This is a genomic window from Plantibacter sp. M259 (assembly GCF_006065115.1).
Taxonomy (GTDB): Bacteria; Actinomycetota; Actinomycetes; order Actinomycetales; family Microbacteriaceae; genus Plantibacter; species Plantibacter auratus.
Genome location: NZ_CP040750.1, coordinates 2,709,031 through 2,731,846, shown reverse-complemented (window position 1 = coordinate 2,731,846; position 22,816 = coordinate 2,709,031). Strand labels below are relative to the sequence as shown.

Sequence of the window (22,816 nt, the reverse complement as noted above, 5' to 3'; positions counted from 1 at the left end):
AGCGCACCGCGCTGGCGGAACGGAACACGAGGGATCAGTGCTGGTTGGCGAGACGCTCGTGGTGGTGGATGACCTCGGCGACGACGAAGTTGAACCATTTCTCGGCGAAGGCCGGATCGAGGTGCGACTCCTCGGCGAGCGCCCGGAGACGGGTGATCTGCCGCTGTTCGCGCGCCGGGTCGCTCGCGGGCATGTCGTGCTCGGCCTTCAGACGACCGACCTCCTGCGTGCACTTGAACCGCTCGGCCAGCAGGTGGACGAGTGCCGCGTCGATGTTGTCGATGCTGCTCCGCAGGCGGCCCAGTCGCTCGGTGGCCGCCTGGTCGTCCGCCGCAGGGGCGGCGGTGGTGGATTCGGGTTCCTGCTCGGCCTGGCTCATGCGAAAACTCTAGCAACGCACGCGGAATGGGCGATGGGACCCCGGGCGATCCTCAGCCGGTTCACCGCGGACCCTCGACGAGGCGCCCCGCCTCGAGGTGCACCCGTGCGTCCGCCTCCGCGACCGCGACCGGATCGTGCGTCACCTCCACCACCGTCGCGCCACGGTCGGCCTCCGCCCGGAGCACCTCGCGGATCGCCAGCCCAGCAGCACGGTCGAGGCCGACGGTCGGCTCGTCGAGCAGCAGGAGGTCGGCCTCACGCGCGAGCGCCTGCGCGACGAGGACCCGCTGGCGCTGCCCGCCCGACAGCTCACCGAAGGAGCGCCCGGCGAGGTGCAGGACGTCGAGGCGGGCGAGGCTCTCGTCGACGATGCGTCGGTCCCCAGCCCCGAGTCGACCCCACCAGCGACGCAGCGTCGGCCAGCGTCCCATCGACGCGACGTCGCGCACCGTGACCGGGAAGCGCTCAGGCACGGCGCTGCGTTGCGGGACGTAGGCGGCCGACCGACCGTCGAGGCCGTCGACGCCGCCCGAGGTCGGTCGGTGGAGGCCTGCGATCACCGCGAGCAACGTCGACTTCCCCGCTCCGTTCGCCCCGGTGACGACGGTGATGGCGGCCGCCCCGACCTCGACTGAGATCCCGTGCAGCACGCGCGCGCCGTCGTACTCGGCCGACACGTCGTGGAGTCGGATGCCGGACACGACGGGCCGTCCCGCCATCGGAGGGCGAGTGGTGCTCGTCGCGGATCGCATGTCATCACCCTATCAATACTGAGAATCATTTTCATGTAGAGTGCTCGACCATGACCTGGATCACCGAGCCGTTCACTGCGGCCTTCCTCCTGCGCGCCCTCGTCGGCGGTCTGCTGGTGGCGGCCGTCTGCGGTGTCGTCGGCACCTGGGTCGTCCTCCGCGGCCTCGCGTTCCTCGGGGAGGCGATGGCCCACGGCATGCTGCCCGGCGTCGCCACCGCGGCACTCCTCGGCCTGCCGCCGGTCGCCGGCGCGGCCGTCAGCGCGGTCGTCATGACCGCCGGCGTCAGCCTCGTCTCGCGGCGCGGCAGGCTGTCCCACGACACCTCGATCGGTCTCCTCTTCGTCGGCATGCTGGCCCTCGGGTCATCATCGTGTCGTCGAGCAGATCGTTCGCCACCGACCTCACGGCGATCCTCTTCGGCGACATCCTCGCCATCCGGCCCGCGGACCTGGTGGGCCTCGCCATCGCACTCCTCGTCACCGTGGGCGTCGCGGTCGCATTCCACCGCCCGTTCGTCGCCCTCGCCTTCGACCGCCGGGTCGCCCAGACCATGGGCCTCCGGCCGCGACTCGCCCACGCGATGCTCGTCGGCCTCGTGACCCTCGCGGTCGTCGCCTCGTACAGCGCCGTCGGCACCCTGCTCGTCGTGGCCCTCCTCCTCGGGCCGGCCGTCGCCGCGGCCCACTGGGCACGGCGCATCCCGCTCATCATGCTGCTCGCCGCAGGCTTCGGAGGCCTCGCCGTACTGCTCGGCCTGCTCCTCTCCTGGTACGGCGACACCGCGGCCGGAGCGTCCATCGCCGCCTGCTCGATCCTGCTCGCCACGGTGTCGTGGGGCGCGCGGGCGCTCGTCGGACGGCTCCGGCGGCCCACCGACCGACACCTCGACCACCCCGACCACCACCTCACCGAACCGACCCATCTGGAAAGCGCACCGTGCACCGACTCCTCCGACCGACCATCCGACCAGGCGGCATCCGCCCGACCGACGACCGGCTCACCCGCGCCACACGCACCGCGCTCGCTCTCGGCGCCCTCGCACTGACGCTCAGCGCCTGCGCGCCGCAGGGGTCGGCATCACCCACCGCGACGGCCTCGGACGAACCGCGCGGACACGGCTACGTCGAGGGCGCGAGCGAGCTCCCCGAGCCGCAACTGCACCTCGCGACCGCCGACGTCGACGGCACCGTCGAGCTGACCGACCTGCTCAGCGAGGAGCGCACGACGCTCGCCGAACTCGGCCCGATATCGGCGCTCACGGGCGACGGCCGGTTCGTCGCCGCGCAGTCCGAGCCCGCCGGCACCGTGACGATCATCGACACCGGCGTGTGGACGGTCGACCACGAGGACCACCAGCACTACTACCGCGCCGAGGCGCGGGTCGTCGGCGAGATCGAGGGCGACGGACAGGCGACGATCACCGCCGGTTCGACGACCACCGCCGTCCGGTTCGCCGGTTCGGGCGAGACGCTCCTCCTCGACACCGCCGCCCTCGGCACGGGCGACATCACGCAGTCCGGTCGGATCCGGACCTCGCCCGGTGCTCCCGGAATCACCGTGCCGATCGGCGAGACGGTCGTCGCGACCGACGGGACCGGCAAGCTGCATCTCCACGGCCTCGACGGCGACCTCCTCGACCCCTCGTCGGCGTCCGTGACCGCTGCCGATGCTGTGCTCGCCGGGTGCACCGATCCGGCCGGCAGCATCACGACCAACGTCGGCGTCGTCATCGGCTGCGCGGAGGGCGCGGTCCTCGCCGTCGTCGACCGCAGCTCGGGCGAGGCCGACCCGGTCCCCACGTTCGAGGCGATCCCCTATCCGCAGGCTGTCGCCGCCGCCGACCGTGCGACGTCCTTCCATGCGCGTCCCGGCCGTCCGACGGTCGCCGCCGTCGCCGGCACCTCCGGCGCCTGGCTGCTCGACACCCGCGAGCGCAGCTGGGCCCTGCTGCCGACCCCCACGCCGCTCCAGCTCGTCACCGCCGTCGACGACCGCGACCAGCACGTCGTCGGCCTCACGACGACCGGCGACCTCCTCGTCATCGACGGTGCCACCGGCTCCGTGACGGGGACCGCGGCCGCACTCGTCGGTGCAGCCGACCTCGCCACGGGCGTCCAGCTGGAGGTCGACCAGAACCGCGCCTACCTGAACACCCCGGGCACGCGCACCGTCTCCGAGATCGACTACGGCGACGCCGCGCGGATCGCCCGCACCTTCACCTTCGACACGGCACCGGCGTTCCTCGCCGAGACGGGACGCTGACCATGCGAGCGACCATCCCCCGCACGACCGTCCTCCTGCGCACGACCGCCGTCCTCGCGGCCGGCCTCGTGCTCGGAACCGGCCTGACGAGCTGTGCGGCGAGCGCCGACGACCGCCCGCTCGTCGTCGTGACCACGAACATCCTCGGCGACGTCGTCGGTGAACTCGTCGGTGACCAGGCCGAGGTCATGACCCTCATGCCGCCCGACGCCGATCCGCACTCCTTCGAGATCTCCGCGCGGCAGGCGGCACGCATCACCGGTGCGCAGCTGCTCGTGTCGAACGGCCTGGGACTCGAGGAGGGACTCACCCAGCACCTGGAGACCGCGGCCGACGAGGGGGTGCCGATCGTCGAGGCCGGCTCGCTCGTCGACGTCCTCGAGACCGCGTCCGGCGCGAGCGATCCGCACTTCTGGACCGACCCGACGCAGATGACGTCGGTCGTGGACGGGGTCACCGAGGCGTTGCTCGAGGAGATACCCACGCTCGACGCGGCCGAGCTGCAGGCGAACGCCGCCACGTACACGGCCGAGCTCGAGGCGCTCGACGCCGAGATGGCCGAGGCGTTCGCCGCCATCCCGGCCGAGCAGCGGAAGCTCGTCACCAACCATCACGTGTTCGGGTACCTCGCCGCCCGCTACGACTTCCAGGTCATCGGCGCCGTCATCCCGAGCGGCACCACCCTCGCGGCTCCCAGCGCCTCGGACCTCGACGAACTGTCGACCGCGATCGAGGAGGCCGGCGTCCGGACGATCTTCGCCGACTCCTCGCAACCCGACCGGCTCGTGCAGGTGCTCGCCGACGAGGCGGACGTCGACGTCGCCGTCGTCCCGTTGTTCACCGAGTCGCTGACCGCCGAGTCGGGCGACGCCCCCACCTACCTCACCATGATGCGCGCGAACACCGAGCGCATCGCCACCGGACTCTCGCCCTGAGCGGGCGTCCACGAACCGATAGGAAACCATGCAGCAGCACCACCGCAGTCCCCTGGCTCCGCGCCTGAAGCGCGGCCGGGTCCCGTTCCTCGCCGTCGGCACCGCCGCGGCCCTCCTGCTCACCGGATGCTCGACCGCGAGCGGCTCCGCGCCTGACCCGAGTGCGTCGACCTCCGCCGACCCGCAGAGTCGGATCACCCTGACCTACGACGGCGGCCTCCTCGTCCTCGACGCCGCATCCCTCGAGGTGGTCGGCGACCTCCCCCTCGCCGGCTTCAACCGGGTGAACGCCGCCGGCGACGGCCGGCACGTGCTCGTCACCACGACGAAGGGCTTCCAGGTCCTCGACACCGGGACGTGGACGGACGAGGACGGCACCTCGAAGCAGGCCGACCCGGTCCTGACCGACCTCGTCTTCCCCGCCGACACCGCAGGCCACGTCGTCCGTCACGCCGACAAGACCATCCTGTTCGCCGACGGCTCCGGCGACACGACGATCTTCGACAGCGCTGACCTCCTCGAAGCCACCGACGAGCTGCCCGAGACCGAGACGATCCCGTCGGAAGCCGCGCACCACGGTGTCGCCATCGAGCTCGAGGACGGCACCGTGCTGTCCACGATCGGCACCCCGGACGCCCGGACCGGTGTCCGGGTGCTCGACGACTCGCGCACCGAGATCGCCCGCAACGAGCAGTGCCCGTCGGTGCACGGTGAGGGCACCGTCAAGGACGAGGTCGTCGTGTTCGGCTGCAGCGACGGCGTGCTCGTCTACGACAGCGGCGTCTTCACGAAGATCCAGGCGCCGGACGCCTACGGGCGCACGGGCAACCAGTACGTCAGCGAGACGTCGTCCATCGCGGTCGGCGACTACAACAGCGACCCCGACGCCGAGGGCTACGACCTCCGCCAGCTCGCGTTCACCGACACGGTCACGAAGACGACGAAGATCGTCGACCTGCCGGAGGGCGTCGGCTACACCTGGCGCGACGTCGCCCGAGGGCCGAGCGACGAGGTCATCGTGCTCGGCAACGACGGTTCGCTGCACATCCTCGACGAGCAGACGGGTGCCGTCACCGACACCATCGAGGTCATCGACGCCTGGGAGCCGCCGGCCGAGTGGCAGGACGCCCACCCGGCGCTCGTCGTCCAGGACGGTGTCGCCTACGTGACCGACCCGGCGACGAAGTCGATCCACGCCGTGGATCTCGCGTCGGGCGACATCACGACGGGTGAACTGCCCGGCGTCCCGAACGAGATCGCCGTCGTCACGGGCTGACCCGAGCTCACCGAGAGCGCCCGTTCCGTCCTCCCCGCGTCATGCAGGGGACGGAACGGGCGCTCTCGTCGTGCGGGCCGGGCGGTCAGACGCGCTCGGGCGCTCGAAGCACCCCGGAGACGACCGGACGGGTCGCGCGAAGGGCCGCCCACACGAGCCCGATGCCACCGGCGAAGCACCCGACGATGACGAGGACCGACAGCGGGGCGAGGATGACACTGATGCTGGCCATCGGCAGGACGAGCAGGACGCCCAGTCCGGCCGAGCCCAGCGCGACCACCCGCAGGGGCAGCATGACCGCGCGACCGCGAGCCCGTTCCATGACGTCCCGCGGCACCCCCAGGCGGTCGAGACTGACGTACAGGTCTCGCCGGTCGAGGACCGCCGACGCCTGGTTCACCCCGACGGAGCACGCGACCATGAGGAACGACGCGACGAGCGTGATGATCACGCCGGTGCGGATGTCGTCGATGAGGATGGCGCTTTCGCGGTCGAGTTCGGAGCCGCCGGCGGCGTCCATGAGCGCCACACCGGTGCCCGCGACCACCGCGACGAAGCTCGTCATCGCGACGCCGCTGACCTGACGCCACGCCGCCTTCGGCGACTCCAGGATCGTGCGGGCAGCGAGCAGCCGCTCCGGCGTCTTGGCGCGCTTGGCCGACCCACGGCCGATCACCCCGACCACCCAGGGGCCGATCAACCCGAGCACCCCGACGCCGGCGGCGAACCCCACCCCGAGCACGGCGACGATGGCCGCGACCTCCTGCAGCCCCGTCACGACGGAGAGCATGCCGTAGGCGACGATCACGACGACGGCACCGACGACGATGCGCAGCCAGTGCACGGTCGGCGCCTGCTGTTTCGTGCGGACGCCGAGCGGGCTCACGTTCACGGCGCGGAGCCCGATGGCGGCACTCGCTGCTGCGAGCAGCACGACCCCGAGGACCACCGCGGCGATGATCGGGACACCGACCCAGACGCCCTCGACCCCGATTGGGGAACCGCCGAACGGGATGAGCCCGACGAGCGGCAGCATGCCGAGGTACAGCAGGATCCCGGCGAACGCGCCGAGGAGGGCGACGCCGGCCGATTCGAGGACGGTCATCGCCGTGACCGTGCCGGGTGTCGCGCCGAGGAGTCGGAGGGTGGCGAGTCGGTCGTCGCGGCGTCGGGCGGAGAGCCGCGCGGCCGCCCCGCCGAGCGAGCCGAGCGGGACGAGCAGCAGGGCCAGCGCCAGCACGCTGAGCACCTGGTAGATGAAGGCCGTCTCACCGGTCCACCGCCAGAACATCATGGCGCCACCCAGCACCGTGAGCACGAGTGCGGTGGTCACGGCGAACGCGACCGCCGGAAGGACGATCGTCGCGGGGCTCTGCGCGCCCGGGCGGGCGAGCATCCAGGTGAGACGGACGACGGGACTGCGGCCGCTGCCGGTGGGGACCGGGGTCCGGGTCGGTGCGACCCCGAGTGCGGCGGTCACGGTCGGGCTCCGTTCTGGACGACGCCGGTCGCCTGACCCGGGTAGGCCTGCGGCGGGTACGGCTGCGCTGCGGGTTGGGCGTACGGCTGCTGCGGGAACGGCTGCCCGGCGGGCTGCTGCTGGTACGGGAGCTGCTGCGGCGGGTACGGCTGCTGCATCTGCTGCGGCACGGGTGCCTGCCCGGTCGCGAACTGCTGCGGCGGGGTCGGCGCGCCGACCCCGCCCGGCTGCCCGACGATCCGACCGTCGGCCAGGCGAATGGTCCGCGAGCACCGCGCGGCGACCGTCTCGTCGTGCGTCACGAGGACGAGCGTGCGTCCCTGCCCGGTCGTCGCGTGGAGCAGGGCTCCCATGACGTCGGCCGAGGTCCGGGAGTCGAGCGCGCCGGTCGGCTCGTCGGCGAAGACGATGGGGGCGCCGGTCACCTGGGCGCGGGCGATCGCGACGCGCTGCGCCTGACCACCGCTCAGTTCGCCGATCCGGCGGGTCTCCATGCCGGCCAGTCCGAGGGCGGCGAGCCACGCCGCCGCGCTCGTCTCAGCGGCGATGCGCGGTGTCCCGCCGAGCATCAGCGCGATGGCGACGTTCTCGACGGCGGTCAGCTCGGGGATGAGCAGGCCCTGCTGGAAGACGAAGCCGAAGGACTCGCGCCGCAGCTGCGACCGGTGGCGTTCGTCGAGCTGATCGACGCGGACGACGCCCGTCGGGGTGTTGAAGGCGATCGAGCCGGTGTCGGGGGTGACGATCCCGGCGAGCGCATGCATGAGCGTGGTCTTGCCGGAGCCGGAGGCACCCATGATGGCGACCGACTCACCGGGGAGGATGTCGAGGTCGACGCCGGCGAGGGCGACGGTCGGCCCGTACTGTTTCGTGAGTCCGCGAGCGGAGAGGATCGAAGTGTTCATGCTCCCATCGTCGGCGGCGGGTGTCCCTCGTCGCGTCGGCCGGGCGATGCAAGCTCCGCCGTGCGGGTCATCCGCGAGGTGGACCCGGCGTGGACCTCGCGGTCAGTTACCGCGGCGGCGGTACTGGGCGAAGACCGCCGCGTCGGCTGCCCAGCCCGCACCGAGGAACCGGAGGCCTGTTCCGGCGTCGGTCCCGCCGGTTCCGGCCGCGGGCGCTTGCGTCGGCTCGACCGAGGCGGTGAGGTCGACCCCGGCAGCGCCGGCGGCGACGTGTGCCGTAGCGCTGACGCGCTCGGCGACCACTCCCTGCTCCGTGGCCTCGTCGCCCCGGCTCGGCACCGGCTCCGTCAGCGGGACCGCCCGCAGCGGTGCGGTGACCCGGGTGTGGACGGCGTGCGAGCGGGTGATCGATGACATGTTCCCATCGTCCTGAACCCGAGCACCCGGCACATCCCGCAGTCGGGTGATCCTGCGTGCCCCGGTCTCATCCTCCGGTACCACGACAGCTGTCGGGCAAACGGGCCGTGGGCAATACGCTTGCGGCATGACGAGTGCACCCCATCGCCACCAGCCGCTGCGTCCGGCGGCACGTCAGCAGCGGGTCCGGTTCCGCGCGCACCGCCCGGCAGCGGTGACGACCGCCGTCAGGACGACCCTTCAGCGCCCCTTCGCGATCGGCTTCGTCGGAGCGCTCGGAGCCCTCGCGGCCATCCTGCTCGTCCTCACGCTCGGCTCGCTGTCGACCATCCTCGTCTCCATCGCGGTCGGCCTCTTCATCGCGCTCGGCCTCGACCCGGTCGTCGTCCGGCTCGAGGCACGCGGCATCAAGCGCCCGTTCGCGATCGCGATCGTCTTCGCCGTCTTCGCCGTCCTGCTCGCGCTCCTCCTGGCCCTCGTCATCCCCGTCGTCACCCGGCAGGCCGTCGAGCTCGTGAGCAACGCCCCGGCCTTCCTGACCGGCATCCAGGACCAGGAGTGGTTCCGGTCCCTGAGCGACTACCTCGGTCCGGGCGTCGACCTCCAGGGCGCGCTCGACTGGCTCTACGGGGTGGCCGCCGACCCGAAGACGTGGGTCGTCCTGGCCGGCGGCGCCCTCAACCTCGGCATCGGCATCGCGAACGGCTTCTTCGGCGGCTTCATCGCCCTCGTCCTCGCGCTCTACTTCCTCGCGTCCATGCAGGCGATGAAGAACGCGTTCTACTCCCTCGTGCCCCGTCGCTCCCGGCCGCGCGTCGTGTCGATCACCGACCAGATCACCGCCTCGATCGGCGGATACGTGAGCGGCATGGTGGTGCTGGCCGGGATCAACGCCGTCCTCGGGCTCATCATGATGCTCATCGTCGGGGTGCCGTACGCCGGGATCCTCGCCGTCGTCATCTTCTTCGTGACGCTCATCCCGCTCGTCGGCTCGATCATCGCGACCGTCGTCGTCGCGACCGTCGGGCTGTTCGACTCACCGACGACGGCACTCATCGTCATCGTCTACTACCTGGTCTACATGCAGATCGAGTCGTACGTGCTGACGCCGCGGGTCATGAACAAGGCGGTCGCGGTGCCCGGCGCCCTCGTCGTCATCGGCGCGATGGTGGGTGGTTCGCTCATCGGGTTGCTCGGCGCCCTCGTCTCCATCCCGGTGACGGCGTCGATCCTGCTGATCATCAAGCAGGTCGTCGTGCCACGGCAGAATGCGAAGGCGTAGCCCTTCGACAAGCTCAGGGACCGGTGGTGGGCTCAGGGACCGGAGTTGGGCTCAGGGACCGGAGTTGGGCTCAGGGACCGGTGGCGGGCTCGCGGACCGGTGCTCAGGCCGTCTGCACCGGGACGGGACGACCGGCGAAGCGGATGCGGACGGACTCCCCCGCCTCCAGTCGTTCCGTCGCGCCGTGCTGCACCGCGACCAGCGTGCCGTCCGGCAGCTCGACGGTCGTGCGACGCACCGGGCCGAGGAAGCTGGACGTGAGCACGACCGCAGCAGACCCGACCGCGGGCTCCGTCGCGTCGGTGAACACGACGTCCTCAGGCCGGACGAGCGCGACGACGGCCCCGTCCCCCGGCTGCTCGCCGATCACCGGCAGCACCTGCCCGAGCACCTCGACCCCACCGGGCACGAGCTCCCCCGGGATCCGGTTGCTCAGGCCGATGAACTCCGCGACGAACGGCGACGACGGCCGCGAGTAGAGCTCCTCCGGCGTCCCGATCTGCTCGATGACGCCGGCACGCATGACGGCGACCCGGTCGGCGACGGCGAGCGCCTCCTCCTGGTCGTGCGTGACGAAGAGGGTCGTGATCTGCAGCTCCGACTGGATCCGACGGATCTCGTCGCGCAGCTGGACGCGCACCTTGGCGTCGAGGGCGCTGAGCGGCTCGTCGAGGAGGAGGACCCGAGGACGCGTGACCAATGCCCGGGCGAGGGCGACGCGCTGCTGCTGCCCGCCCGAGAGCTGGTGGGCGTAGCGGGCGGCGAGGTGGCCGAGGCCGACGAGGTCGAGGCTCTCGGCGGCACGCGTCCGTCGCTCGGCCGCGGGCACCTTCCGCATGCGCAGGCCGAACTCGACGTTCTCGAGCACCGTGAGGTGCGGGAACAACGAGTACGACTGGAACACCATGCCGAGGTCGCGCCGGTTGGTGGGCACGGACACGACGTCGACGCCGTCGATGAGCACGCTCCCCGAGGTGATGTCCTCGAGTCCCGCCAGGCTGCGGAGTGCGGTCGTCTTCCCGCACCCCGACGGCCCCAGCAGCGCGACGAACTCGCCGGGCGCGAGGTCGAGGCTCACGCCGTCGAGGGCGCGGGCGCCCGAGCCGTAGTCCTTCACGACGCGATCGAACCGCACCGCTGCGCCGGCCAGGCGTCCGTCTCCGGGCGTCGCTGCGGGTGCCGACTGGTCGATGGTGGTCATGGTGTCTCCCTGATGCGACGGATCGATCCGACGCGGCCGATGATGAACAGCAGGACGAAGGCGAAGGCGAGCGCCAGGAGCGCGAAGGCCACCGCCACGAAGGGGTCGCTCTTCGACACCTGCACGAGCGAGGTCTGCAGCGTGTTGCGTCCGAGGAGCGAGGCGATCGTGTACTCACCGAGGACGACGGCGACCGAGATGACCGACGCCGTCAGCACGCCACGACGCAGGTTGGGCAGCAGGACGCGGACGAGGACGGTCCCCCAGTCGGCGCCGAGCGTGCGCGCGGCCTCGGCGAGGGTGCCGACGTCGACCGACTGCAGGTTCGCGGCGATCGCCCGGTAGGCGTACGGCAGCACCGTGATCCCGTAGGCGAACGCGAGCGTCCACGGCGCACTGCCGAGGAGCTTGGCCACGACCGAATAGACCGGTGCGAGTCCGACGACGAGCACGATGGCGGGGACGGTGATCGGGATGATGCAGACGAACTCGAGGACGCGTTGCAGCTTCGGGAAGCGGAGCTTCACGAGGATCATCGTCGGCAGCAGCAGCACCACGACGATCAGGACCGTCACCGCGGCGAGCACGACAGAGTTGCCGATGCCCTGGAAGAGCACCCGGTACTTCCGTGAGTTCTCCGGGTCGAGGATCGCGGCCCAGTGGCCGAGGTCGTGGCCGCCGTCGATCCCGGCGCGCAGGGTGAACTCGACCATCGACAGGATCGGGACGGCGAACACCACCGCGACGACGACGAGGATGATCCGGCTGGTGAGCTTCGACGGCGTGGCCGAGTCGCGGACGGCGCTCATCGCTGCCACCGTTCCGTCCGCGCCTGCAGGGCGGAGTAGGCCGTCATCATGACGACCATCACGACGATCATCCCGATCGCGAGCGAACCGGCGAGGTTCTCCCGGCCGAGGACGGTCTCGCTGATGAGGGCACCGCGGATCTGCAGCGGCACGATCTGCGCCCCCTGGCTGATGAGTGCGGCGGCGGTGGCGTAGCTCGAGAACGCGTTCGCGAACAGCAGCAGGAGCGACCCGAGGAAGGAGGGGGCGAGGATCGGCATCGCGATCCGGGTCCAGTAGGTGAGGCGGGTGCCGCCGAGGGTCGCGTTCGCCTCGGACCAGGTCCGCTTCAACCCCTCCATCGCCGGCATGAAGGTGATGACCATGAGCGGCACCTGGAAGTACAGGTACGGCAGCAGGAGCCCGGGGACCTGGTAGAGCCAGACGCCGTCGGCGAAGAGGTCGACCCCGAGGCGGTCCTTGAGGAACACGGTCACGAGACCCTGGATGCCGATGGTCGCGATGAAGGCGAAGGCGAGCATGACGCCGCCGAACTGGGCGAGGACGCTCGAAGCCGCATCGACGAAGGTGCGGATGAGCCCGTCGGGTCGGACCGCGAGGAGCGCGTAGCAGACGAGGGCTCCGATGACGGCTCCGGCGACCGCGGTGACGGCGGAGACCCAGAAGGAGCTGGCGAAGGCCCCGAGGACCGCCGGCTCGGCGAGCGCCGTGAGATTGTCGAGCGTGAACGCGCCGTCGCCGTCGAAGAACCCGGTGGCGAGGGCGAGGAACGTCGGGACCGCGAGGAACAGCAGGGCGTACAGGGCGAACGGCGTCAAGCCGAGGAGTGCCCAGCGCGGACGGCGGTGTGCGCGCGCCGTGGCGGGTTCGGCCGGAGCGTCCGATGCGTCGGTCGGCGGGAGCGAGACGGCGGGGCCGGCGTGTGCCGACCCCGCCTCACTCCGCCGGGTGGCGGAGGCACTCATCAGGAGATCGCTGCCGCCCACTTCTCGGCGAGCAGCGAGGTGGCCTGCTCGGTCTGCTCCGGCGTGAACTGCACGAGGTCGGCGGGCATCTCGCCCACGGCGTCGAGGGCCTTCTGGTCGACGGTGTCGGCCTCGACCATCGCGGCGAGGGTCGACGGGTACGCGCCGGCGGCGAGGTACAGGTTCTGCGCCTCGGGGCTGAAGATGAACTCCTGCCAGAGTCGCGCGGCCGCGGGGTGCGGCGCGTCCACGTTGATGGCCTGGTTGTAGTAGCTGCCGACGGCCGAACCCGGGAGGACGGTGGTCTTCCAGTTGCGCTGGCCCTCGTTCTCGGTCGCCGCGGCGAGGTTGTTGTAGCTCCAGTCGATCACGACGGGGGTCTCACCCGAGGCGATGGTCGCGGGGGTCGGGTCGAGGGGCAGGAAGTTGCCCGCCTGGTTGAGCTTCTGGAAGAAGTCGACACCGGGCTGGATGTCGTCAGCCGAACCACCGGACTGCAGGGCGGCGAGGTAGACGCCGGCTGCGGCGGCACCGGCCTGGGTCGGGTCGCCGTTCAGCGCGACCTTGCCCGCGAACTCGGAGCCGAGGAGGTCGTCGAGCGACTTCGGTGCCGGGACGGCGTCCGCGTCGTAGCCGATGGAGACGAGGCCGGTGTAGTCGTAGACCCACAGGCCGGTCTTCTCCTTCGAGCCCTCCGGGATGTCGTCCCAGTTGGCGACCTGGTACGGCGCGAACTGGTCGAGGTTGTCGAGGGCGACGGCGGAGCCGAGGTCGAAGACGTCGGGAGCGGTGTCCTGACCTTGCTGGTTCTTCGCGGCCGTGATCTCCTCGGCGCTCGAGACGTCGGGGTCGGCCGAGTTGACCGTGATGTCGTACTTGTCCTCGAACGCGGAGATGATCTTCCCGTAGTTCGCCCAGGTGTCGGGGAGGGCGATGACGTTCAGCTGGCCCTCGGCCTTCGCCGCCTTGACGAGCGCGTCCATCCCGCCGAAGTCCTCGGCGGAGGTCGCCTGCTTGGCGTCGACGTCGGAGCCGGCTCCGGTGTCCGCTCCGGCGGAGCATGCGGTGAGCGCGGTCGCTGCGAGTGCGACGATGGCGAGGGCGGTCATACGCCTGGTGTTCACGGTTCCTCCAGTGACGTCGGCGGCCGCCCGTGCTGTCGGGCCGTCGGATACCGCGTCCGTCGTCTGGAGGACAAGCTAGGGTCGCGACGTAGCGCGATCGGGGCCTGCCGGTGTCGCGCAGGTGAACAGTGCCCGTCGCCATCGCCCAGGCCCACCTCCGGTCCCTGAGCCTGTCGAAGGGCAGGGGCGACACCGGGAGGGCAGCCCTTCGACAAGCTCAGGGACCGGGCGCGGGACTCAGGGACCGGGCGCGGGACTCAGGGACCGGGCGGGGGCTGAGGGACCGGGCGAGGGGGGGCTCAAGAACCGGGCGGGGGGTGAGGGACCGGGCGGGGCGAGGCTCCGGGGCCGCGTCAGCCGCGGAGGGCGACGGGGCCGGGGCTCCGGGTGAGGCGCTCCTCGAGACCGGCCCGGACCTCCGGCCACTCCTCGGCGAGCACGGAGAACAGCGCGGTGGTCCGCCACGTGCCGTCGGCCCGCTGCTTGTCGCGGCGGATGAGCCCCTCGAACGTGGCCCCGAGGCGCAGGATCGCGGTGCGTGAGCGCTCATTGCGCTCGTCGGCCTGGATCTTCACCCGGCCGAAGCCCGCGTCGAAGGCGAGTCCGAGCAGCAGCAGCTTCGTCTCGGCGTTGACGGCGGTGCCCCAGACGCGCGGGTCGTACGCGGTCCAACCGAGGTGGGCGGCCTCCCCCGGCTCGTCGAAGTCGCCGAGCGTGGACGTGCCGACGAGGAGCCCGTCGTGCTCGCCGCCGACGAGACGGATGACGTAGGTGTTGCGCACGCCGGTCGTGAAGTACCCGTCGGCGAAGGCGTCGAACTCGGCCTGCGTCGTCGGCAACCCCGCAGGTCCGCCGCCGTAGCCGCCGGCGAACACCTCCGGGTGCGCGATCGCCGTGAACAGCTCCGGATAGTGCGCGCGGTCCAGCGGTTCGAGGCGGATGGTCCGGCCGTCGATGGGGCGAGGCTCAGGGCGTCGTGCAGTCACCGTTCCACCGTATCCGGTGGCGGGCGTCGCGCGAGGACCGGTCTCGCGGTCAGGCGAGGATGAGGCAGGTGGGCGAACCGGCGTCGAGCGTCCCGAGGAGCGTCGTCGGGACCCCCGTGCGCTCGTCGAGCCGGAAGCTCGCGATGGAGTTCGACAGCTGGTTCGCGACGTGCAGGAAGCGACCCGACTCCCGGTGATGGCGCGGCATCGTCCCGCCGCACTCGACGTCGGCCACGGCCTCGACGCGCGAACCGTCGCCGGTGACGCGCAAGGTGGCGATGCGGTCGCTCCCGCGGACGCCGACGTGCAGCTGCTCCCGCGAGGCGGCGAGGCTGATCTCGGCACCCGTGTCGCCCTCGGACACGCCCTCCGAGGTCGCGACGGTCGCCGCGAGGATGTGCCAGTGCCCGTCGGTGCCGTCGACACCGAGCGTGAAGACCTCGACCGAGTACTCGGTGATGACGTGGAGGTGGCCGCTCGGGTGGACGACGAGGTGTCGCGGGCCCGTGCCGCGCGGGAACACGACGGTGTGGTCGAGCACCAACCGCGACCCACGGAGCTGCCAGATGCGGACCGTGTCGTGGCCGAGGTCGGTGGTCGCGATGCGGCCGTCCGGGAGGAGTGCCGAGGCGTGCGCCCGCGACGGTCGGGACGGCAGCGCCTCGCCGACAGCGGCCTCCAGCGCGAGGAGCGTGAGCGCGTCCTCGCCCGCGTCGGCGGACTCCGCCGCGAGCGCGGTGGGCGACGCCCACGAGTCGACGGACGCCTCGCCGAGACGCGGGTCGCCGGCGAACGCCGCGTTCTCCGCGAGCGGCACCGTCACGACCCGACCGTCGCCGTAGCAACTCGCGATGAGGACGTCGGCACCAGGGACCGTCGCGACGTGGCACACCGAGCCGCCGGCTTCGATGGGCTTGCCGAACGGCGCGAGCCCGAACTCACCCGAGCGTTTGAACGCTTCGACGGCGCCGGTCGACTCGCTCGCCGCATAGACGATCGGCAGCGTCGGGTGCAGGGTCAGGAACGAGGGCGACTGCGCCTCCGACGACTGCACGAGGCGGAGGGTGCCCGCCTCGTCCTGACGCAGCAGGCTGATGCCGGCACCGGTGCCGTCGGCTTCCGAGGTGTAGGAACCGAGCAGGAGGTAGGGGTTGTCGTCGCTCACCCCCACAGTCTCCCACCTGCGCCGTCTCGCACCGGCGCCCGCTCAGGAGATGCGGCGGGCGCGGACGCCGGCCGCGTACTCCTTCGGGGTCATGCCGATCGCCTCACGGACGATCCGGATGAGTGTCGCGCGGGTGATCCCGAGCGCGTTCGCGAGGGTGACGAGCGAGAGGTCGGGATCGTCGTCGAGCGTCGCCAGGGCGCGCCGGACCCGCGGGTCGAGCGCTCCGGCGTCGCGCTGGGCACGCACCGCCGGCCGAGGCCTGACCTCACCGTTCGTGAGCTCCTCGACCGGTGGCAGCCCGGGCAGGGACGGCTGACTGGATTCGTCCACCATGGCGCGTTCGACCCTCGTCGTTCGCTGCTCGGGTCAGTCGACGAGGTCGTGACGCACGACGATCGCGTCGCGGCCGGGACCCACGCCGATCGCGGAGATGCGCGAACCGCTCATCGCCTCGAGCGCCAGCACGTAGTCCTGGGCGTTCTTCGGGAGGTCCTCGAAGCGGCGGACACCGGTGATGTCCTCCTGCCAGCCGGGGAACTCCTCGTAGATCGGGACGGCGTGGTGGAAGTCGGTCTGCGAGACCGGCACCTCGTCGACCCGGACGCCGTCGACCTCGTAGGCGACGCACACCGGGATGGTGGCGAGGTCGTCGAGGATGTCGAGCTTCGTCAGGACGAAGTCGGTGACACCGTTGATGCGCGCCGCGTACCGGGCGATCGGGGCGTCGTACCAGCCGACGCGACGCGGGCGGCCGGTCGTCGTGCCGAACTCGAAGCCCTTCGAGCGGAGGTAGTCGCCGGACTCGTCGAACAGCTCGGTCGGGAACGGGCCGGCGCCGACGCGGGTCGTGTAGGCCTTGACGATGCCGATGACGCGGTCGAGGCGGTTCGGGGCGACACCGGAGCCGGTTGCCGCACCACCCGAGGTCGCGTTGGAGGAGGTGACGAAGGGGTAGGTACCGTGGTCGACGTCGAGCATCGTGGCCTGGCCACCCTCGAAGAGGACGATCTTGCCGTCGTCGAGCGCCTCGTTCAGCACGAGCGCGGTGTCGGCCACCATCGGGCGGAGTCGCTCGGCGTAGGCGAGGAGGTCGGCCACGATCTCGTCGACCGTGATGGCGCGGCGGTTGAAGACCTTGACCAGCAGGTGGTTCTTCTGGTCGAGGGCGCCCTCGACCTTCTGGCGCAGGATGTTCTCGTCGAAGAGGTCCTGGATGCGGATGCCGACCCGGTTGATCTTGTCGGCGTAGGCCGGGCCGATGCCACGGCCGGTGGTGCCGATCTGACGCTTGCCGAGGAAGCGCTCCGTCACCTTGTCGATGGTGCGGTGGTACTGGGTGATGACGTGCGCGTTGGCGCTCACGAGGAGGCGCGAGACGTCGATGCCGCGGGCCTGGAGTGCCTCGAGCTCGTGGAACAACACCTCGATGTCGATGACGACACCGTTGGAGATGACGGGGACGACGCCGCTCGTCAGGATGCCGGACGGCAGCAGGTGGAGGGCGTACTTCTCGTCACCGATGACGACCGTGTGCCCCGCGTTGTTGCCGCCGTTGAACTTCACGACGTAGTCGATGCGGTCACCGAGCAGGTCGGTGGCCTTCCCCTTGCCTTCGTCGCCCCACTGGGCGCCGACGATCACGATTGCTGGCATCTGGATGCCGCCCCTTCCGGATTCTCGTGTGCCCGGCGGATCCGCTGGGGAACCACGCCCTGACAGGCCGGACGCCCACCCTCTGCGGGCGGGCGTCTCGTGCACGCACCCCTCCATCGTACCGGAGGAGGGTCACGGGCACCGAGTCCCAGGCTGCGCTCGATACCATGAGGGGATGTTCAGGCCTCGGGCGGCCGTCCTGCCTGCCGATCGCCCTCGACGACCGTCCTCTCGACCGACCGAACGGAACCCATGACCTCCCTGCCGCGCCTCGTCGCCTTCGACCTCGACGACACCCTCGCCCCGTCGAAGTCCGCGCTCGACCCTCGCATGGCCGAACTGTTCGTCGCGCTCCTCGAACGCACCTCGGTGTGCATCATCTCGGGCGGCCAGATCGTGCAGTTCCAGAACCAGGTGCTCGACCGGCTCGGAGCTGCGTCGCCCGAGGCCCTCGGCCGACTGCACCTCATGCCCACCTGCGGCACCCGGTACGACCGCTTCGATGGCACCGCGTGGGTCACCGTCTACAAGCACGACCTCACCGACGATCAGAAGGCCCGCGCCATGGGCGCGCTCGAGACCGAGGCCAAGCGACTCGGCCTCTGGGCCGACGAGACCTGGGGACCGATCCTCGAGGACCGCGGCTCGCAGATCACCTTCTCCGCTCTCGGGCAGGCCGCGCCGGTCGCCGAGAAGACCGCCTGGGACCCCGACGGCGCGAAGAAGGAGTCGCTGCGCGCCGCCGTACAGGCGCTGCTCCCCGACCTCGAGGTCCGATCCGGCGGCTCGACCTCCGTCGACATCACCATGGCGGGCGTCGACAAGGCGTTCGGCATGACGCGGCTCGCCGAACACACGGGCATCCCGCTGGAGGAGATGGTCTTCGTCGGCGACCGTCTCGACGAGGGCGGCAACGACTACCCGGTCCTCGCGCTCGGGGTGCCGTCGGTGGCCGTGCACGGCTGGCAGGACACCGCGGCGTACCTGGAGTCGCTCGGCCTGTAGGCCGTCGGTCCACCCTTCGACAGGCTCAGGGACCGGAGACGCGGCCTGCCCTTCGACAGGCTCAGGGACCGGGGAAGGGCTAGTCGGAGCCGAGGATGACGATCGCGGAGGTCGGCGGGGCCGCCGCCGCGACGAGGTACTCGATCTCATCGGACGCGGTGGGGTCGGCCTCACGCAGGAAGGTGTCGAGACGCTCGACCTCTTCGGTCTCGCCGATCGCCTTCGCGGAGCGGCGGAGCGCGTAGAGCGAGCGCAGCACCCCGCGGTTCGGCGCGTGCGACCACGGGATCGGGCCCTGACCGCGCCAGCCGGCGGCACGGAGCGAGTCCAGGCCGCGGTGGTACCCGACCCGAGCGGCCGCGTAGCCGGGGATCGGCGACTGGGGGTCGTGGACCGCGTCGGCGAGGAGTGCCCAGCCGAGCGAGGAGCGGGGGTGGGCCGCGAGGAGGTCCGCCAGCGCCTCGATCGAACCGACGGCCGCGTGGAACTCGGCATCGGTGGCGCTGTCGTCCGGCAGCAGTGTCGGAGGGGTTGCCATCAGATTCTCACCGGTCATCGTTCAACCATAGCTCCGTTCCCAGGCCCTGGCGTGGGAGGAAGCTGGCAGCCCTCGCTGAGAGCTCGCCGCACCTGGCGACATCGATATTGCACACCGCTGTGCAAGATAGTACGATCGCTGTCATGACCACCACCCAAGCGCCTGCGAGCGGGTCGCGCGCCCCTCGTCGCGACGCCGCGGAGAACCGGGTCGCGCTGCTCGAAGCCGCCCGCCTGGCGCTCCGCAGCGACCCCGACGCCAGCCTCGAGACCATCGCGGCGGCCGCCGGCCTCACCCGCCGTTCGGTGTACGGACACTTCGCCACGCGCGACGAGCTCGTGAACGCCGTCGTCGTGGCGGGGGCCGAGCGCGTCGCCTCGTCGATCACGGCCGTCCAGGGCGACGACCCGCTCACCACCATCGCGCTCATCGGCGACGTCCTCTGGGCCCAGGTGGACCACGTCCGGATCATGGCGCCGCTCGCCGTCCGCGGGCCGCTCCGCGCCGTCACGGCGGCCGCCCTCGAACCGGTTCGGACCCTCCTCCTCCGCACCGTCGAGGCGGGCGTCGCGGACGGCTCCATCCGCCCCGACATCGACGCCGGCGTGCTCGCCCGACTCGTCGAGAGCACGGCCGTCGGGGTGCTCGAAGAGGCGACCCGATCCGGCCTCTCGACGAGCGCCGGCCGCCGCCTCGTCATGCTCGCCACCCTCGGGGCGGTCGGTCTGTCGTGGCAGGACGCCACGGCGGTCGCCGACCGCGCCGACACCGAGCACGCAGACACCCACCGCCACACCACCGGCACCGGTACGAACGAGGAGTCCTCCCATGCGCGTTGAACTCGACGGCGTCTCCAAAGGAAAGGGCGGCATCGTCCTCGAGCCGACCTCCCTCTCGTTCCGAACGGGCGAGGCGACCTTCGCCCGCGCTGAGACCGAGCAGCGGCCGACCGTCCTCGGCCTCATCGCCTCCGGCCGGATGAAGCCCGACACCGGGACCGTCCTCGTCGACGGGGCGACCGACCGCAAGACGATGCGCCGCGTGATCGCCCTCATCGACGCCCCCGACGTCTCCGAACCGGCCAGCGGCGTAGCAGTCTCCGGCGTCGTCGCCGAGGAGCTCATGTTCGCCGGCCGGGCGAGCCACCCCTTCGCCGTCGCGCGGTTCCTCGAGTCGCTCGACCTCGCGCACCTCGCGAAGCAGCCGATCTCGACCGTCGCGCCGACCGACCGCGTGCGGCTCCTCACCGAGCTCGCGGTCCTCCGGGAGGACGTCACCGCACTCGTCCTCGTCTCCCCCGACCGCCACGGCGGCGACCCGCTCGAGTGGTGGAACCTCGCCCGCAAGCTCGCCGCCCGCGGCTACGGCATCCTCGTGATCGCCGGCGACGCCTCGGCGACCGCCATCAACGCCACCGCCGACGCCCCGGTGTCCGAAAACGCCACGGACGAACTCGTCCCCCTCTTCCAGCAGGACTGGTCGTGACGCGCCTCATGCGTCACGACCGCCCGGCACTCCCCTCCGTCAGCACCACCCGTCCCCAGAAGGACCTCCTGTGAAGATCTTCGCGATGATCCGCGCCGAACTGTCCCGCCTGTGGGCCACGCCCATGTCGCGGCTCGCCCTCGTCGCCCTCATGTGCGTCCCGCTGCTCTACGGCGGCCTGTACCTCTGGGCGAACCAGGACCCGTACGCCAAGCTCGACCAGGTGCCCGTGGCGCTCGTCGTCGAGGACACCGGTGCGCCGGCGACCGACGACACCACCGGCGACGCGACCGGCGAGACGGAGAACTACGGCGACGACATCGCCGACCAGCTCATCGAGGACGGATCGTTCGCCTGGCACGAGGTCAGCGCGGCCGACGCCGCCCGGGGTGTGAACGACGGGACCTTCGACTTCAGCGTCACGATCCCCGCCGACTTCTCGACCTCGCTCACCTCCGCGTCGGGCGACGCCCCACAGCAGGCGACGGTCCAGCTCACGACGAACGACGCCAACAGCTACCTGGCGACGACGATCGGCGAGCAGGCCGTCAAGCAGATCAAGGCGACCATCGTGCAGACGGTGAACCGCCAGGCCGCCGGCCGGTTCCTCATCGCGCTCGACACGATCAAGACGAAGCTCGTCGACGCCACCTCGGGCGCGACGCAGCTGGCCGACGGTGCGCAGCAGGCCTTCGACGGTGCCGGGACCGCTCAGGCCGGTGCGGCGACCCTCGCCTCCGGCACCGCGCAGATCGCCTCGGGGACGGCCAGCCTGCCCGCCCAGACCGATCAGCTGGCCGCGGGTGCCGAGCAGGTCGCGTCCGGGACGTCGACCCTCGCCGGCAAGGGCGACGAGGTCGGCGCGGCCGCACAGCGACTCGTCGACTCGATCCCCGCGGCCCGCGCACAGATCTCCCAGACCCTCGCTAAGAACGGCTTCACCCCCGAGCAGATCGCCCAGGTGCTGGCACTGCTCGACCCGGTGGCCGCCGACGCCACGACGGCGAACGAGCGTGTCCAGACCGTCGTCTCGCAGGTCGACCAGCTCAACAGTGGTGCCCAGCAGGTTGCCGGGGGCGCCCGGACGCTGAGCGACGCCATGCCCGCGCTCGCCTCGGGGACACAGCAGGCAGCCGACGGTGCCGCATCGCTGCAGACCGGCCTCACGACCCTGCAGACGGGCCTCGGCACCCTCCGCGACGGCATCGTCACCCTCCGCGACGGTCTGCAGTCCGGCGCGGACGCCATCCCCGCGACCACCGCGGACTCCCGCGAGCTCCAGGCCAAGACGATCGCCGATCCGGTCAAACTGACCAACTCCTCGGTGACGAGCGCGGGCACCTACGGGGCCGGACTCGCCCCGTTCTTCGTCAGCCTCGCCGCCTGGATCGGCATCTACGCGCTCTTCCTCATCGTCAAGCCGGTCTCGCGGCGCGCGATCACCGCGCTCCACAGCCCCATCAAGGTGACCGTCGCCGGTTGGCTCACGCCGGGCCTCCTCGGCACGATCCAGATGGTCGCGCTGTTCGGGATCCTCGCCGGCGCCCTGCACTTCGAGGTCCACAACCCGCTCGCGACCTACGGGATGATGGCGCTCGCGTCCCTCACCTTCGCGGCGATCATCCTGACGCTCAACGTGTGGTTCGGCAGCGTCGGGCAGTTCCTCGGACTCGTGCTCATGGTCGCCCAGCTCGTCACCGCCGGCGGGACGTTCCCGTGGCAGACGCTCCCGGCGCCGCTGGCCGCACTACACCACGTGCTCCCGATGTCCTACGCGGTCGACGGCATGCGCCAGTTGATGTACGGCGGACGGATGGACGCCGCGCTGCAGGACGCCGGGGTCCTGCTCGCCTGGCTGGCGATCGCACTGAGCCTCTCGGCGATCGGCGTGACGCGGATGACGCACGCCAGGACGCTCCGCGACCTCCGACCGAGCCTCATCGGCTAGGCACCGGTCGTGCACGCAGGAGCCCGCGCAGGAGCGTCGTCCTCGGGTGGGACGACGCTCCGGCGCGTGTGGTCCGCCTGCTGCGTGCGACGCCCATTCGGGTCGGGCATCGTTCGACGTCGGCGTCCGAGCGCCGCGTCGATCCGGGTTCGGGTCCGCCCGACAGCGTTGCACTCCCTTGAGTGATCGACCGGAGGCGCGATCATGACGCGGAACGCGGCAGATTCTCTGGAACGTCGTC

At 71.4% G+C, this 22,816-nt stretch carries 21 protein-coding genes and 2 pseudogenes; 9 read left to right on the top strand and 14 right to left on the bottom strand.

Going from position 1 to position 22,816, the window contains the following annotated elements; translation table 11 throughout:
- Positions 1–34: 34 nt before the first annotated feature.
- Both FGL15_RS12805 and aztA read right to left on the bottom strand, forming a co-directional pair.
- The gene (locus FGL15_RS12805; protein ID WP_138946326.1) at positions 35–379 is read right to left on the bottom strand and encodes a chorismate mutase; all 345 of its coding nucleotides are present in this window, start codon (positions 377–379) and stop codon (positions 35–37) included.
- A gap of 61 nt (positions 380–440) precedes the next feature.
- Complete coding sequence (gene aztA / locus FGL15_RS12800; RefSeq protein ID WP_240773534.1) at positions 441–1,133, bottom strand: zinc ABC transporter ATP-binding protein AztA; 693 nt, start codon at positions 1,131–1,133, stop codon at positions 441–443.
- Positions 1,134–1,183: 50 nt separating this feature from the next.
- On the opposite strand from aztA, the pseudogene aztB reads away from it, so the two are divergent.
- From aztB to aztD, 4 genes and pseudogenes are all read left to right on the top strand, one after another.
- Positions 1,184–2,181: pseudogene (aztB, locus tag FGL15_RS12795) on the top strand (zinc ABC transporter permease AztB).
- On the top strand, positions 2,073–3,398 hold the full coding sequence (locus FGL15_RS12790) for a hypothetical protein (protein WP_240773533.1): 1,326 nt from the start codon (positions 2,073–2,075) through the stop codon (positions 3,396–3,398). Before aztB ends, FGL15_RS12790 begins: the two are co-directional and overlap by 109 nt.
- A 2-nt stretch (positions 3,399–3,400) precedes the next feature.
- Positions 3,401–4,333 (top strand): zinc ABC transporter substrate-binding protein AztC, encoded by a 933-nt coding sequence (aztC, locus tag FGL15_RS12785; RefSeq protein WP_138946325.1) that lies wholly within the window; start codon positions 3,401–3,403, stop codon positions 4,331–4,333.
- A 28-nt stretch (positions 4,334–4,361) separates the two neighbouring features.
- Positions 4,362–5,609 carry a zinc metallochaperone AztD gene (gene aztD / locus FGL15_RS12780; RefSeq protein WP_138946324.1) on the top strand — a complete coding sequence of 416 codons (1,248 nt, stop codon included), beginning with the start codon at positions 4,362–4,364 and terminating at the stop codon, positions 5,607–5,609.
- Positions 5,610–5,694: 85 nt separating this feature from the next.
- On the opposite strand, the gene FGL15_RS12775 is transcribed toward aztD, so the two are convergent.
- The 3 genes and pseudogenes from FGL15_RS12775 to FGL15_RS12765 all read right to left on the bottom strand — a co-directional run bounded on the left by FGL15_RS12775 (position 5,695) and on the right by FGL15_RS12765 (position 8,411).
- Complete coding sequence (locus FGL15_RS12775; protein ID WP_240773532.1) at positions 5,695–7,089, bottom strand: FtsX-like permease family protein; 1,395 nt, start codon at positions 7,087–7,089, stop codon at positions 5,695–5,697.
- A gap of 227 nt (positions 7,090–7,316) precedes the next feature.
- Positions 7,317–7,994, bottom strand: a pseudogene (locus FGL15_RS12770) (ABC transporter ATP-binding protein); the annotation flags it as partial.
- A 102-nt stretch (positions 7,995–8,096) separates the two neighbouring features.
- Positions 8,097–8,411: a hypothetical protein gene (locus FGL15_RS12765; protein ID WP_138946322.1), complete on the bottom strand. Its 315-nt coding sequence runs from the start codon at positions 8,409–8,411 to the stop codon at positions 8,097–8,099.
- Positions 8,412–8,538: 127 nt separating this feature from the next.
- On the opposite strand from FGL15_RS12765, the gene FGL15_RS12760 reads away from it, so the two are divergent.
- Positions 8,539–9,693 (top strand): AI-2E family transporter, encoded by a 1,155-nt coding sequence (locus FGL15_RS12760; RefSeq protein WP_138946321.1) that lies wholly within the window; start codon positions 8,539–8,541, stop codon positions 9,691–9,693.
- Positions 9,694–9,796: 103 nt separating this feature from the next.
- Here the strand turns inward: FGL15_RS12760 and FGL15_RS12755 are convergent, their stop codons facing one another.
- The 8 genes from FGL15_RS12755 to FGL15_RS12720 all read right to left on the bottom strand — a co-directional run bounded on the left by FGL15_RS12755 (position 9,797) and on the right by FGL15_RS12720 (position 17,599).
- Positions 9,797–10,894 carry an ABC transporter ATP-binding protein gene (locus FGL15_RS12755; RefSeq protein ID WP_138946320.1) on the bottom strand — a complete coding sequence of 366 codons (1,098 nt, stop codon included), beginning with the start codon at positions 10,892–10,894 and terminating at the stop codon, positions 9,797–9,799.
- Positions 10,891–11,703, bottom strand: coding sequence for an ABC transporter permease (locus FGL15_RS12750; protein ID WP_138946319.1), 813 nt, complete (start codon positions 11,701–11,703; stop codon positions 10,891–10,893). Before FGL15_RS12750 ends, FGL15_RS12755 begins: the two co-directional genes overlap by 4 nt.
- The gene (locus FGL15_RS12745) at positions 11,700–12,668 is read right to left on the bottom strand and encodes an ABC transporter permease (protein ID WP_240773531.1); all 969 of its coding nucleotides are present in this window, start codon (positions 12,666–12,668) and stop codon (positions 11,700–11,702) included. Before FGL15_RS12745 ends, FGL15_RS12750 begins: the two co-directional genes overlap by 4 nt.
- Positions 12,668–13,777: an ABC transporter substrate-binding protein gene (locus tag FGL15_RS12740; protein ID WP_138946318.1), complete on the bottom strand. Its 1,110-nt coding sequence runs from the start codon at positions 13,775–13,777 to the stop codon at positions 12,668–12,670. Before FGL15_RS12740 ends, FGL15_RS12745 begins: the two co-directional genes overlap by 1 nt.
- A 368-nt stretch (positions 13,778–14,145) precedes the next feature.
- A complete protein-coding gene (locus FGL15_RS12735; protein ID WP_138946317.1) occupies positions 14,146–14,778 on the bottom strand; it encodes a GNAT family N-acetyltransferase in 633 nt (210 codons plus the stop codon).
- Between the two features lie 49 nt (positions 14,779–14,827).
- On the bottom strand, positions 14,828–15,943 hold the full coding sequence (locus FGL15_RS12730; protein WP_168223395.1) for a beta-propeller fold lactonase family protein: 1,116 nt from the start codon (positions 15,941–15,943) through the stop codon (positions 14,828–14,830).
- A 42-nt stretch (positions 15,944–15,985) separates the two neighbouring features.
- Positions 15,986–16,279 carry a winged helix-turn-helix transcriptional regulator gene (locus FGL15_RS12725; protein ID WP_138946315.1) on the bottom strand — a complete coding sequence of 98 codons (294 nt, stop codon included), beginning with the start codon at positions 16,277–16,279 and terminating at the stop codon, positions 15,986–15,988.
- Between the two features lie 33 nt (positions 16,280–16,312).
- The gene (locus tag FGL15_RS12720; RefSeq protein ID WP_064295554.1) at positions 16,313–17,599 is read right to left on the bottom strand and encodes an adenylosuccinate synthase; all 1,287 of its coding nucleotides are present in this window, start codon (positions 17,597–17,599) and stop codon (positions 16,313–16,315) included.
- Between the two features lie 252 nt (positions 17,600–17,851).
- Between FGL15_RS12720 and FGL15_RS12715 the strand changes: the two genes are divergently transcribed.
- Entirely contained in the window at positions 17,852–18,604 is a 753-nt protein-coding gene (locus tag FGL15_RS12715) for an HAD-IIB family hydrolase (RefSeq protein WP_064295553.1), read from the top strand.
- Positions 18,605–18,683: 79 nt separating this feature from the next.
- Here FGL15_RS12715 and FGL15_RS12710 read toward each other — a convergent pair whose 3' ends face one another.
- Positions 18,684–19,160 carry a DUF3151 domain-containing protein gene (locus FGL15_RS12710; RefSeq protein ID WP_138946314.1) on the bottom strand — a complete coding sequence of 159 codons (477 nt, stop codon included), beginning with the start codon at positions 19,158–19,160 and terminating at the stop codon, positions 18,684–18,686.
- A gap of 125 nt (positions 19,161–19,285) precedes the next feature.
- On the opposite strand from FGL15_RS12710, the gene FGL15_RS12705 reads away from it, so the two are divergent.
- The 3 genes from FGL15_RS12705 (at position 19,286) to FGL15_RS12695 (ending at position 22,575) form a co-directional block, all read left to right on the top strand.
- Entirely contained in the window at positions 19,286–19,981 is a 696-nt protein-coding gene (locus FGL15_RS12705; protein WP_137242368.1) for a TetR/AcrR family transcriptional regulator, read from the top strand.
- The gene (locus FGL15_RS12700) at positions 19,971–20,627 is read left to right on the top strand and encodes a hypothetical protein (RefSeq protein WP_205858619.1); all 657 of its coding nucleotides are present in this window, start codon (positions 19,971–19,973) and stop codon (positions 20,625–20,627) included. The genes FGL15_RS12705 and FGL15_RS12700 overlap by 11 nt, the downstream gene beginning before the upstream one ends.
- Before the next feature lie 70 nt (positions 20,628–20,697).
- On the top strand, positions 20,698–22,575 hold the full coding sequence (locus tag FGL15_RS12695; RefSeq protein ID WP_138946313.1) for a YhgE/Pip family protein: 1,878 nt from the start codon (positions 20,698–20,700) through the stop codon (positions 22,573–22,575).
- Positions 22,576–22,816: the final 241 nt, after the last annotated feature.